Origin of the sequence: Aquirufa rosea, from assembly GCF_004118285.1 — a bacterium.
Lineage (GTDB): Bacteria > Bacteroidota > Bacteroidia > Cytophagales > Spirosomataceae > Aquirufa > Aquirufa rosea.
Window position 1 is genome coordinate 173413 of sequence record NZ_SDHY01000005.1, and the last position, 13058, is coordinate 186470.

10 protein-coding genes are annotated in these 13058 nt (G+C 38.8%); 5 read left to right on the forward strand and 5 right to left on the reverse strand.

Features of this window, described 5'->3' with window-relative positions; genetic code table 11:
* The first annotated feature begins 8 nt into the window (after positions 1 to 8).
* The 4 genes from bshC to cysM are packed head-to-tail and all read left to right on the forward strand — an operon-like array spanning position 9 to position 4289.
* Positions 9 to 1556, forward strand: a complete 1548-nt coding sequence (gene bshC / locus ESB04_RS09345; RefSeq protein ID WP_129027468.1) for a bacillithiol biosynthesis cysteine-adding enzyme BshC — start codon at positions 9 to 11, stop codon at positions 1554 to 1556.
* Positions 1557 to 1564: 8 nt separating this feature from the next.
* A complete protein-coding gene (gene mnmH / locus ESB04_RS09350) occupies positions 1565 to 2602 on the forward strand; it encodes a tRNA 2-selenouridine(34) synthase MnmH (RefSeq protein WP_129027469.1) in 1038 nt (345 codons plus the stop codon).
* Between the two features lie 5 nt (positions 2603 to 2607).
* Positions 2608 to 3411 carry a serine O-acetyltransferase gene (locus ESB04_RS09355; protein WP_129027470.1) on the forward strand — a complete coding sequence of 268 codons (804 nt, stop codon included), beginning with the start codon at positions 2608 to 2610 and terminating at the stop codon, positions 3409 to 3411.
* Positions 3412 to 3413: 2 nt separating this feature from the next.
* Positions 3414 to 4289, forward strand: a complete 876-nt coding sequence (gene cysM / locus ESB04_RS09360) for a cysteine synthase CysM (RefSeq protein ID WP_129027471.1) — start codon at positions 3414 to 3416, stop codon at positions 4287 to 4289.
* Here the strand turns inward: cysM and ESB04_RS09365 are convergent.
* The 5 genes from ESB04_RS09365 to ESB04_RS09385 form a co-directional block, all read right to left on the reverse strand.
* Positions 4275 to 4850, reverse strand: a complete 576-nt coding sequence (locus ESB04_RS09365) for a hypothetical protein (protein WP_164969630.1) — start codon at positions 4848 to 4850, stop codon at positions 4275 to 4277. The genes cysM and ESB04_RS09365 overlap by 15 nt on opposite strands.
* Positions 4851 to 4951: 101 nt before the next feature.
* Complete coding sequence (locus ESB04_RS09370) at positions 4952 to 5158, reverse strand: helix-turn-helix transcriptional regulator (RefSeq protein WP_129027473.1); 207 nt, start codon at positions 5156 to 5158, stop codon at positions 4952 to 4954.
* Positions 5159 to 5347: 189 nt separating this feature from the next.
* Complete coding sequence (locus tag ESB04_RS09375) at positions 5348 to 6646, reverse strand: amidohydrolase family protein (RefSeq protein WP_129027474.1); 1299 nt, start codon at positions 6644 to 6646, stop codon at positions 5348 to 5350.
* A 10-nt stretch (positions 6647 to 6656) separates the two neighbouring features.
* Entirely contained in the window at positions 6657 to 9662 is a 3006-nt protein-coding gene (locus tag ESB04_RS09380; protein ID WP_129027475.1) for an amidohydrolase family protein, read from the reverse strand.
* Positions 9663 to 9725: 63 nt separating this feature from the next.
* Positions 9726 to 11081, reverse strand: a complete 1356-nt coding sequence (locus tag ESB04_RS09385) for a DUF6056 family protein (protein WP_129027476.1) — start codon at positions 11079 to 11081, stop codon at positions 9726 to 9728.
* A gap of 235 nt (positions 11082 to 11316) precedes the next feature.
* On the opposite strand from ESB04_RS09385, the gene ESB04_RS09390 reads away from it, so the two are divergent.
* Positions 11317 to 13056 carry a T9SS type A sorting domain-containing protein gene (locus ESB04_RS09390; RefSeq protein WP_129027477.1) on the forward strand — a complete coding sequence of 580 codons (1740 nt, stop codon included), beginning with the start codon at positions 11317 to 11319 and terminating at the stop codon, positions 13054 to 13056.
* Positions 13057 to 13058 lie beyond the last annotated feature (2 nt).

Sequence of the window (13058 nt, forward strand, 5' to 3'; positions counted from 1 at the left end):
TCAACTATATGTCCATTCAAAACTATCCGTTATCAGATCTTAATGCTTTCAGTTCATTACTTCTAGATTATCTGGAGGAAAAACCCCAAGTAAAAGACTTTTATCATAATAGTCCGAACCTGTCTGGATTTACACATCAATTAGTAGATAAAAAGGTCTTTCCAGCCCATCATCGCAAGGTGTTGGTAGAAGTTTTACAGGATCAATATCAAAACTTGCAGAATGCTCCATCCATAGAACGATTATTGGATGAACGAACTTTTACTGTGACCACTGGGCACCAACTCAATTTAATGACTGGGCCTTTATATGTGATTTACAAGATTGTTTCCACCATCAATCTAGCCAAGAAATTAAAGTGCCAATATCCTGATTATCAATTTATTCCTGTTTACTGGATGGCTAGTGAAGACCACGATTGGGATGAGATCAATCATGTTCACCTTCAACAGCAGACCTTTACTTGGAATACGAATCAGCAAGGGGCTGTTGGCAGATTTAACTTGGAGCAAATCGATGAATTTTTAAACTCCTTACCATTCAATCTCCCGCTTTTTAAAGAGGCTTATCAACAAAACAAAACCCTTGCTGCTGCCGTAAGATTTTATATACACCAATTATTCGGAGCAGAGGGACTTGTCTGTTTGGACGCAGATGATGCCCGATTAAAGTCCCTATTCCTTCCTGTAATGGAAGCAGATTTAACGGGTCAAGTGCATGAATCTTTGGTAGAAAACCAAAATAAGAAATTAGAAAAACTAGGCTATAAGCCACAAATTAATGCCCGAGGAATCAATTTATTTTATTTGCAAGAAGGTAGTCGAGAAAGAATTGAACTCCAAGACAATACCTACAAAATTCTAAACCAAAATCTGACATTTAGCGCAGAAGAAATAATTCAGGAATTAAAAAAGCATCCAGAGCGATTCAGCCCTAATGTAGTATTAAGGCCTCTGTATCAAGAATGTATATTGCCCAATCTAGCTTATTTGGGAGGCCCTGCAGAAGTGGTGTATTGGTTACAATTAAAAGCTGTATTTGACCATCACCAAGTCCCATTCCCTATCATTTTACCTCGAAATTTTGCCTTACTCTTACCTCCGGTGGAGGCCAAAAGGATCGATAAATTGGGTTTACAAGTGAAAGATTTATTCCTTTCGGAACAAAATCTGATTCAAAAATATGTGTTGGAAAATACCAAATACAGTTTGGATTTTACACAAGAAATAGAAGCCATTCATCCCGTTTTAGCACAGATGGTAGAAAAAGTAAAGCAAATTGATCCTACCTTGGAGGGAAGTATTTTAGCAGAAAAACAGCGATGGCTTAATGGTTTAGATAGAATGTCCCATAAACTATATAAAGCTGAAAAAAGGGAGCATGAAACAGCCATTCGACAAATTAAACAGGTAAAAGCAAGTTTATTTCCACATGGAAATTGGCAAGAGAGATACGATAATCTCTTAGATTTTTACATCGAAAGGCCCCATTTTATTCATGATCTACTGAACAAATTTGATCCTTTGAATTTTGAACTTTATGTGATTGCTCTTTAAATAAACCCATGCCTGAAAAACTTAAACCCTCAGATTTCATTTCTGCTTCTTCTGAAGGGATAATCTTAGATGTACGTTCTCCGGGAGAGTATGAAAGAGCACATATTCCTGGAGCCATTTCATTTCCTATGTTCAGTAATGAGGAAAGGGCTGCCGTGGGCACATACTACAAAAAGGAAGGAAAAGATAAGGCAGTTGAACTTGGATTAAGCATCGTAGGGCCCAAGCTGGCACATTGGGTAAAATCAGCCAAAAAAATAGCCCAAGGTAAGCCCTTGTTGGTACATTGTTGGAGAGGTGGCATGCGGAGTGGAAGTATGGCCTGGTTATTAGAAACGGCAGGTTTAGAAGTCAAACTGTTAATAGGTGGATATAAAGCATATCGTCACTGGGTATTACAAGGCTTGTCGAGTGAAATTCCCCTGAGTGTACTTGGTGGAAAAACGGGAAGCGGGAAAACTGAAATTCTACTTGAAATGAAAAAAAGGGGATTTCAGGTCATAGATTTAGAAGGACTTGCCCACCATAGAGGCTCTGCTTTCGGGCATCTTGGTTTAGCTCCACAGCCCAGTAGTGAACAATTTGAGAATTTGCTTTTTCATGAATTGAGACAATTAGATTTCCAAAAAAAAATCTGGGTAGAGGATGAAAGTAGACATATTGGTAAAGTTTTTATGAATCTGGAATTTTACAATCAATTGAGAAATGCTCCTGTACTATTCTTAGATATTGAAGCGCAATTTCGTTTGCCTTATTTAGTTAAAGTATATGCTCAATACTCCAAGGAAATGCTAGCTGAGGCATTAGAAAAAATTAAAAAACGACTTGGAGGACAACATTACCAAAAGGCCATAGAATGCCTGACCAATGATCAATTTGAAGAGGTAGCCGCCATTACCTTGCACTATTATGATAAAGCCTATGTGCATGGGCTTTCACAAAGAGAGCCTGAAAATATATATCGACTAGAAGTTCAATCCTTAGAAACAGCCAAGCAAGTTGAGGCTATTGTACAACACATCCAATCTACTCCAATCTTTCAATAAAAAATATGCTACCATCAGATTTTTTAGATACAATTTTAAGTAAGCACGAGCAAACGCGTGACTTCCCTGCTACTTCAGATATAAAAAAGCTATTTACCAAAATCATTTTGACGCTTTTCCCTGAACAAACGCGTAAGCATTTTTCCCAGAAAGAGGAATTGGTAGCGGTATGGGAAAGCATCGAAAATGGTTTGGAATCCATGCTTCATTCCATGAAAAGCCAATTAACAGGTGATCCCCATAGCCTGACCCAGGCATATATGGCAAGAATTCCTGATGTATATCAAACACTATTAACTGATGTGGAGGCGATGGTCAATGGCGACCCTGCAGCCACCACTGACTTTGAAGTGATAAGAACCTACCCTGGCTTTTATGCCATGGCTTTTTACCGATTAGCCCATGAGCTTTGTTCCTTGGGTGTTCCATTAATTCCAAGAATTCTAACTGAATACGCTCATTCAAAAACAGGGATAGATATCCACCCAGGCGCGAAAATCGGAAAATATTTTTTTATGGATCATGGAACAGGGATAGTCATAGGGGAAACGTGTATCATAGGGGAACACGTGAAAATTTACCAAGGCGTAACCTTAGGAGCCTTATCTGTGGATAAAAGCATGGCTTCTACTAAAAGGCACCCAACCATTGAAGATCATGTAGTGATATACTCCGGAGCCACCATTTTAGGTGGAGATACCATCGTAGGTAAAAATTCGGTGATAGGGGGAAATGTTTGGCTTACCAGAAGCGTAGAGCCTAACACTAAAATTTACCATCAAGAAAATACAAAAGTCATCAAAGATTAACCATGAGCTCATTATTAGATTTAGTAGGCAATACCCCTTTGGTGGAATTGAAACAATTACATCAGAATAAAAATGTTCAGATTTTTGGGAAATTGGAGGGGAATAATCCGGGTGGATCAGTCAAAGATCGGGCAGCAAAAAACATGATTGAGTCGGCATTGAGCAGAGGAGATATTCAGCCTGGCATGAAACTCATAGAAGCAACCTCTGGGAATACGGGTATTGCTTTAGCCATGATTGCTCGTTTGTATAACATCCAGATTGAATTGGCAATGCCTTCCAATTCTACTCGAGAGCGGGTATTGACCATGGAGGCCTTTGGTGCCACGGTTACCTTAACCAAAAGCATTGAAGAGGCGCGAGATTACGCCATTGAAAAAGCCGCCACAGGAGAATATGTGTTATTGAATCAATTTGAGAATCCAGACAATTATTTGGCACATTATAAAACCACTGGACCTGAAATTTTTCGGGACACCCAAGGGAAAATCACCCATTTCGTAAGTTCTATGGGGACCACAGGAACTATCATGGGAACATCCATGTACTTGAAAGAACAAAATCCCAACATTCAAATTGTGGGCTGTCAGCCCACTGAAGGCTCGTCTATTCCTGGAATTCGTCGCTGGCCAGAAGCTTACCGTCCCAAAATTTATCAACCCAATCGTGTTGATCGCATTATGGATATTTCTGAGCAGGATGCAGTGAGCATGACTAGAAAATTAGCTAAAGTAGAAGGATTATTTGCAGGAATGAGTAGCGGTGGTGCAGTCACGGCAAGTATTCGGTTGGCAGAAGAACTTCAGGAAGGGATAATTGTTTGCATTATTTGCGACCGTGGAGACCGATATTTATCCAGTAATTTATTTGGTGAGTAAAACTCCTAATAATTTATAATGAGTCGGTTTAGACCATTTTAATTGCTGGCTTCCTTCTATATAATAGGTTTGTACTTGACCATCTGAGAAGGTCATGTACATGTTTTTCTTTGTTTCAAATAAAAAATTCTTCTGCGATACCTCAATCTCGACGCGTGTAGGTCGGTTTAAGTCATCTAAATAAACCATAAACTTTTTCACTGGAAGGTTTTCCCCTAGTTTTAAAGAATACCAGATGAGGTTAGGCTCCGACAGGTTATCGTAACTTTTCTCAAAAGCAGGTTTATTTAAATCAGCCTCCAAAAATAAAGACCACTCTTTGGTCCAATCCACATCAGAAACCACTTTTACTTCTTTCTCGCCATCTAAAAAGACCGTTTTGTGCACTTTAGGCTTGGTCTTTTCAAAAGTCTTGATGTAGGAATTTAGTAAATCAGCCCAAGCAAAATAAGTATTTTTAGAACTCGTTTTCGCAGATTCAGTACAAGAAATTAACCAAGATCCAGTACTTAAACAGAGTAATATTAGAACGAAACGAAAAGGTAAATTAAACTTTCTCAAAACAAAGTGATTGTTTGATTTGGGTATAAAGGTACGGATAATACCTAAATAAGAAATAGCCAAGCTGTCATTTGAAATACATGCTTGGCTATCGCTTGGACTTAACTCGCTATCACTTCCTCTAATGGGATTTTAAGCACTTTAGTCAGCTGAAAAATTTTGGTGGCATTGGGATAATGTTTACCAGACTCCCAATAATTATAAGCACTTTGGCTAACTCCTACGGCACTAGCTACTTGTTGCTGGGTAAGTTGCAAGGATTGCCTTGATTTAATCAAAGCAACAGAGAATAAATGTTTGGTTTTCATACTATTAATTGGTTAGGTGAAATTTATTAATTCAAATGTTTCGAATTGATCCATAAATTACAAATGCGCCTCGAAAAAAAATTTGTTTTTATGAAATTTCTGATATTAGCCCTCCAAAATAGGCAAAAAAATAGCCTGAAATGAGAATTTCAGGCTTTGAAGTCAAATTCTGCCAAGATAAATAGCTGGCTATTTTATTTGGTATTTGTATTTATAGCGCTCAAAAAGCTGAGTATGCTTGTTCTGCAAATCAATGGATCTACCCTGAATAAAGGCATGAGTTAATACACTGGATTTCATATCCAATAAATCACCAGTGGTAATCACTATGTTGGCATCTTTTCCGGATTCAATGCTACCCGTTCTAGCCTCTATTCCCAAAATTTTAGCTGGATTTAAAGTAATTACCTGCAGTGCCTCCTCTTTAGTTAATCCATAGGCAGCTAATGTTCCAGCCATAAATGGTAAATTCCTTTGTTGAGTATAACCATCACCAGAATCTTGACTGATGCTTACTAATACTCCTGCTTTGAATAAAATAGCTCCTGTTTTATATGGTTGATCAACTGCATCATCATCTGTAGCTGGTAAACTATGAGGTTCAGATAAAATTACACTCACATGATGTTCCTTTAAAATATCAGCAATCATCCAGCTATCAGCTCCACCAGCAATGACCAATTTAAAATTGAACTCTTTGTTCAACTCTATTGCCGCCAGCATTTCCTTTACTAAATCGCAATGAATATATAAGGATTGACTGCGATCAAATAAACCTTTTACGGCTTCAAATTTCAAATTAACTTCCGCGTGAGTCTTTTCACTCAAATAAGCTTTTGCCTCTCTAAAAAAGCCTTTGGCTTGTTCTATTCTAGCTAATCCTGCTCTCACAGGATCTGCATTGCCCGAATTAGCTCGTCGCACACCATTGGGGCGGTTAATCAATGCCGGCATGGTTATGTGAATACCTTCATCGACCAAGTATGCCGCATCCTCCCAATTCCAGGCATCTAATTGTACTACACTCGAACTACCCGAAATTAACCCACCCTGTGGAACAATCTGTGCTAATAATACTCCATTCGATCGCAAGGTATTGATTACCTTACTATCGGTATTGTAAGCCACCAATGATCGGATGTTGGGATGAATATCCCCCAATTCGGCATAATCCAATGTAGCCCTCGTTGAACTTACTTCCACCAAACCCAAATTAGTATTAGGGGCAATAATTCCCGGATAAACATGTTTTCCCGTACCATCGATTTGATCTACATCCGCACCTTGCTCTGGAAGGTTTTTTTCAAGCTTCAGCTTCCCTTTTTCAATGATGATATTGCCTTTTTCAATCACTTGACCATTTCCTACATGGATAGTTGCTCCTGAAATGACAATCTTCTTGGTTTGTGCAGGAGCAGGGTGCATGGTTTCTTGAGCATATAATCCCAAGGAAATCAAACTAAGTATAGCTACAAATATTCTTTTCATCTGGATAATATTAGTTTTCTGTTAAAACCATACGGGCTTGAATACGCTCCCAAAGGGTTTTGTCATGTTGATGATCTTCTTCACAATTATTCAATTCTCTAAAAGATGGGGCTGCCGGACGTGTACTGGCTCCTCCTTTTTTAGCATTCGCCATCTTTTGAATTAATCGTTGTTTTTCGGCTTTTAAATTGACCTGTAAGGTGGCATCCAAATTTCTGTCAAATACTACCATTCCATCTACGATGGTCCTCTCCGATTTGGCATATATACTCAAAGGATGCTCAGACCAAAGTACTACATCGGCATCTTTACCCTCTTTAATACTTCCTACTCGATCTGCCACGTGCAACATTTTGGCTGGATTTAGAGTGACCATTTTTAAAGCATCCTCCTCATTCATGCCTGTGTATTTAACAGACTTGGCCGCTTCTTGATTTAATCGACGAGCCATCTCTGCATCATCTGAATTGATTGCGACGTTAATTCCGTTTTTTTGCATCAAGTATGCGTTTTGAGGAATGGCATCCAAAACTTCCATTTTGTAGTTCCACCAGTCGCTGAAGGTAGATGCATTGGCCCCATGTTGTTTCATTTTATCGGCTACTTTATAACCTTCCAATATATGAGTAAATGTATTTACCGTGAAGTTGAACTTCTCTGCCACCTTCATGATGGAATTAATCTCACTTTGAACGTAAGAATGACAAGTCACGAATCGCTTCTTATTTAAAATTTCAAGCAAGGCTTCCAATTCCAAATCAATGCGTTTACCAGGTCCTAATTTTTCATATTCTCTGGCACGAGTAAAGGCATCTACCAATACCTGCTCCACGCCCATTCGGGTATCAGGGAATCGATTATTGCTAGTATTATAGGATCTTTTTACATTTTCTCCCAAGGCAAACTTGATGAAAGGATCCCAATTCTTAAACTTCATTTGTTCCGCATTTTGTCCCCAACGGAACTTGATTAATTGAGTCTGGCCGCCTATGGTATTGCAACTTCCATGAAGGATATGACTACTCGTTACCCCACCACTTAATTGCCGATAGATATCAACATCATCTGGATCCAGGATATCTGCTACTCGAACCTCCGCTGTCACCGATTGGGAGCACTCATTGATTCCTCCTGTAGCAGCAATATGCGAGTGCTCATCGATAATCCCAGCGGTTAGATGTTTGTTAGTACCATCAATGACTTTTGCTTGAGCATCTTTCAGATTTTTACCCACAGCAGTGATTTTGCCGTTTTTGATTAAAACATCCGTTTCTTTTAAAACACCTGATTTTTCATTTGTCCAAACTGTCGCATTTTTAATCAGAATAGTTTCCTGTTTAGGTATACTTTTTTGTCCAAATCCATTAAATGGATAAACTACATCACCCAAAACCTCTGGCTCTTTGGCCCTCTCTTTTTTATCTGATTTACTCTCCTCCAATGCCCCTTCTCTTTGCGCTTTCCAATGAACCCAGTCCCCTGAAGCCAGCTGGCCTGTACCCATCCAGTTATCTCCTTGCTGCGTACCCGTCAATCTAATTTGCTTCCCTGCTTCACCTTTTTTAGTAAACACCAGATTCACCAATTGATCTTTTTGGCTCAAGTCCACCTGAACCGTATCTACTCCTATTAGGCTGGCTTTCATATCTGGTTTCACCAAAAGAGTGTATTTTTCTGAGCCTAATTGGAAGGCATATTTACCGCTCAAATTAGACCAAGCATCCACCTGAATACCATATCCCAATCCTTGTACCCAGTTCTCTATAATCTGTGTTTTATCTTGAAAAATTGGCCCTGAAGTAATTAAAAAATTAGCCAATTTGCCTGCATCCAAAGAACCCACTTGATCTTGAATACCCAAGATTTGAGCTGGACTGCTAGTCAAGGCCTCCAAGGCTTTTTGCTCAGAAAGACCCAACTGAATCGATTTTTTAAGGTTAGACATGAAAGAGTTCATATCTTTTAGTCCAAAAGCACTCAAAGCAAATGGGATAGATGCCTTCTCAAATGCCGCTGGATTACTTGGTGCCAACTCCCAATGTTTTAATTCCGCCAAATTCACAAAACGGGCGTCAGTAGGATCCTCTAAATCCATGGCCTGTGGGAAAACCAAAGGAACAATGAAACTAGCTTGTGTGGACTTAATTTCGTCAATTCTTTGATATTCATCTCCTCCCGCTTTGATGATATATTGTACCCCAAATTCATCTCCTACTTTATCTGCTCTCAAAGCTGACCATTTATCATTGACTTCAAAAATTTGTGGCAAAGACAAGTTATCATTAAAGGAAGACAAACTTAAATTTACCCCTTCCTTACTTGGTTTGCTTTTATACCACTGAGCATCTAAAAAATTTTGTCTCAAAAGTGCGATACTACCCATCAGGGAATTAGGATAATCTTGCGTGGAAGAGCCCTTGCTAAAAGAAAAATGAGCTGATGCTCTTTCTTTTAATATAACTAAATTTTCCTTTTGACTGGCTAATGAAACCAGCGCGCCAGTTCCTCTTGAGATCCCATCCATTTGGTGAGTGAGTACAACACCAAAACCCGCCTGTCTCAATTCTTTCGCTTTAGCCTCATTTACATTGAACAATTTGGCTTGAGCTACTTCAGATTTCAATGCTTGGTTCCAAGAATATGGCCCTTTGGTATTGGAAAGCATCTGGCTGGGACTACGATACGAGTTAGTTGGAGTCGATATCGTTGCGGAACCATAATCGCTGTAAAGGTCAATAAACGAAGGATAAATGTATTTGCCCTTGCAATCCAACACTACGGCGTTTTTAGGGATAACTAAATTGTTGCCGATTTGCTCAATTTTCCCTTGACGGATTATCAATGTGGCATCCGTCAGAGTTGTTTTTGCGTCCTTGACAATAGTCGCATGCGTAAAAGCATAATAGCCTTGTCTTGGATCTGCCACGTCATTGACAGGATAGGTGGTCTGTGCCAGCATTGGAAAAACAAGAATTCCCAAAAGGACTGCACACACTAGGGTAATTCGTGATCTCATATTAGTTAATTGATGAATTTCGAAACTAGATAAAGGATATGGAAGGCTTAACCTGATTTATAGTTAATTGTTTTTTAAACGGATAAATTTTTTGTCATAATACCTGGCTATACATTTACACCATAAATGGCTTGAATCTGTGGAAATTTCCTCTCCAAATAAAAAAGCAGATTTGGTTAGAATAGCAGGTAATTCTACTCCCTCAGGTGTAGGTTTTTGTAAGAGCAAGAATCGAGCTTTTTGCTCTTTGGCGAATTGAAATGCTGTACCCGAACTAATTTCATCGGCCATTAAACGGGCGCTTTTACTAAAATGCATGTTGGGCAAAATAAGTAGCATTATAGCAATTTGAACAGGAAATTGAGCTTTGATTGGAATAGAAACATTGATTTGTTGATGAATCAAATAACTCAGGTATCCCGTGCCCATAAACAAGTACATAAACAATAGACTTAGGGTTCTTTTAGGAATACCTGTTTCATCCAAGGCCAAAGAAATCGGTAAAAAACTTAGGTAATAGCCAAGAACGATGATTCCTGCAATGCCTATAATAATGCTCCATGAATAGGGTTTAAGCTGTTTATTCCCCGTGCCAAATAAGAGTATCCATCCATTGGCTAACCAAAACAAAGGTTCTTTTAAAAACAAGTAAAACTGCTGACAAGCCTTCAACGCCGCATCCCAGATTCCCACCATAAGAGCTACATGTTTGGTGGCCCGGACCGTATTTCCTGGTGCTAAAATCACAATCGCTATACCTATCACCCAAACTGTACCTAGTAGCCAAAGTTCCGGTTCTATCTTTCTGTTTTTAATGATCTGGTAAAGCTGCAAACAGCCAAAAACCGCTGAAAAAAATATCATGGTCACCTCACTACTCCCAATTAAAAAAAACAAAACCAAGGGTAATATGATGGTTCTAACCCATCGAGAAGTAGCGTAATAGTATAAGTTAAAAAAGAGGATTACCAATTGGAAAGACAAGGGATAGAACAGCCCTGAAAACCAAAAATACCATTCATAGAATCCCGGAATGGTATACCAACCAATAGCTTGAAATAGGAGCGCAGCCCAAATAACTTGAGGATGCCAAATGGATTTTTGAAATAGGTTTTTAAATAAATAGAGTGCATTCGCTAATCCCAAGATGAGAATGAACCAAGTCCCCCATTTAAAATAGCTAAAATCTGGACTGAAAATTAAGGGATTTAGATGCAGAATGACGTTTCCAAAATATCTGCCGCTCCATCCTATATAATATTGATAGGCCCCGCCCAAGATTCCATATTCCTTTCCTACCCAGGCAAAACAAAAATCATCTGTGATGTTTGGCCCATTGGCGAGCGCCATAGTTCCCATCAAATATGCCATCATTCCCCAAAATACCAATGCCAGGAAAAGAAGGACAGTTTGTTTCATGCGAATAGGAATTAACAAAGGTGTTTTCAATGGTATATCCTGTAAAATTAGGCAGATGAGCCTACGAATCAAATCTTTAAATTCATAAATTAAAGCGTCACCAATAAATAATTAACTGGGGCTATCCCCAGAACAGCCATGAATAAATTTAAAAATATTAATATCTTGTACTTGGTTTCCTAAATATCTTTGTGGAAAATTTACTCCAAGGGAAACAAAAAGTAACAACAAATCCATGATTCACCGAATATTAGTTTTTTGCTGCCTTTTAAGTTTAAACTTTACAACAGAGTTATTTGCGCAGAAAATTGGTGATTTTGTATTCAATAAATTACCCCAAGACTATCACTTTTACCCAAGAGATGATAAAAACAAGGCAGATGTTCCTATCGTAGCAGATATCACCAATAAATCCGTAACCGCTGTTTCTGTTAAGGTATTTCGTAATGGGAATTTATTTAAGTATGCCAAAAGTGCCTTTTCAGGAATAAATCCCTACAAAAATGCTGTCAGCATTAATGCAGAGTTAGCAGAATATGATCTTGAAATATATCAGTTTATAGGTTTAGATTCCAATCTGGTAGTTCGAAGAAAGAACATCGTGGCAGGAGATGTATTCTTGGTAACTGGACAGTCCAACGCCTGGATTGGACCTATGGACGACAAAGTTTATCAAGGGGAATACCTGCGTTCCTTTGGAGCTATTCAACCTCCAGATAATTACGGTCCTTATAAATTATCGGATACCTTGTGGTCATTAGCCTCCAATCAGGCTCGCGTGGGGCCTTGGGTTTCTGAAATTGCCAAAAACTTGATTGAGTCAGAAAAAATCCCGTTTTGTTTCATCAACTCAGCTGCGGGAGGCTCTGCCATAGACTTCCATCTCATATTAGATGGAGATTTAAAATCCCCATATGGGGGAAACATCATGCTTTATAAGGCATTGAAAGCGGGTGTAATCGATAAGGTACAGGCTATTATTTACCGCCAAGGTGAAGCTGAATCCACTTTACCAGCAGGAAGTCCATTTGACTGGTGGTGGAAATTTGATCAATTAAAGACCAAATACAAAAAATACTTCCCGAGTGCTAAATATGTTTTCTGTCCGCAAAACAATGTATATGAATTCCAATATTCTCCAGCAGCCTTAGTCAGAGAAAACCAAAGAGCCCAATACACAAATGACCCTTACGTCAAATCATTTGCCACGGTTGGAACAAAACAATTTGACGGACTGCACTATGGAAATGATGGATATAGGCAAAGTGGATTCGAGTTATTTAGAATCATTTCTTCTGAAATCTACAAACGTACCTGGGACAAGCAAATTTACAGCCCTAACATAGTCAAGGCCTATTTCAAGTCGAAAAATGAAACTCGCAAATTGTACTTAGAATTTGAACCTGGACAAATCATGGTTGTACCCAACGATACCACGGTTATTGACCCCACAGGAAAGAGCCAAAAACGCATCATGAAAGACAATTTCTTTTATGACGGAATCAATGCGGTAAGTGCCGCTAAATACATTGACAATATTGAAGTAGAGGGCAATAAGGTCATCTTAAATTTGAATCAGGAATATCCTAGCGATATCATCAGCTATTTACCTGATTACTTCCGTGAATTTTACGCATTTAATAAGGCCCCATTCCCTGGTCCCTTTATTAGAAACAAAGCTGGGATGAGAGCCTTTGCCTTTTCGAGCATTCCTATTGTTCGTCTAGATCAAAATTTTGATTTTAGTATAGGGCCTAATCCAGCGGTGGATAAAATCACCATTCGCTGGCAAAACATGTCGACTGGTAACATAAAAATTTACGACATGAAAGGAAATGTCGTATATGAGGATAGTTATTTGGCAGTCTTTTTCAAGGATATTGATACCTCCAAACTGCCTGCTGCTAATTACTTTTTAAGTACAACAGGACTTGATGGCACGTCGATCACCAAGCGTCTAGCAATAGTCAAATAGTC

Coding starts and splice junctions, on each gene's coding strand:
- bshC (WP_129027468.1), top strand. CDS start 9: ATGTCCATTCAAAACTATCCGTTATCAGATCTTAATGCTTTCAGTTCA.
- mnmH (WP_129027469.1), top strand. CDS start 1,565: ATGCCTGAAAAACTTAAACCCTCAGATTTCATTTCTGCTTCTTCTGAA.
- ESB04_RS09355 (WP_129027470.1), top strand. CDS start 2,608: ATGCTACCATCAGATTTTTTAGATACAATTTTAAGTAAGCACGAGCAA.
- cysM (WP_129027471.1), top strand. CDS start 3,414: ATGAGCTCATTATTAGATTTAGTAGGCAATACCCCTTTGGTGGAATTG.
- ESB04_RS09370 (WP_129027473.1), bottom strand. CDS start 5,158: ATGAAAACCAAACATTTATTCTCTGTTGCTTTGATTAAATCAAGGCAA.
- ESB04_RS09375 (WP_129027474.1), bottom strand. CDS start 6,646: ATGAAAAGAATATTTGTAGCTATACTTAGTTTGATTTCCTTGGGATTA.
- ESB04_RS09380 (WP_129027475.1), bottom strand. CDS start 9,662: ATGAGATCACGAATTACCCTAGTGTGTGCAGTCCTTTTGGGAATTCTT.
- ESB04_RS09385 (WP_129027476.1), bottom strand. CDS start 11,081: ATGAAACAAACTGTCCTTCTTTTCCTGGCATTGGTATTTTGGGGAATG.
- ESB04_RS09390 (WP_129027477.1), top strand. CDS start 11,317: ATGATTCACCGAATATTAGTTTTTTGCTGCCTTTTAAGTTTAAACTTT.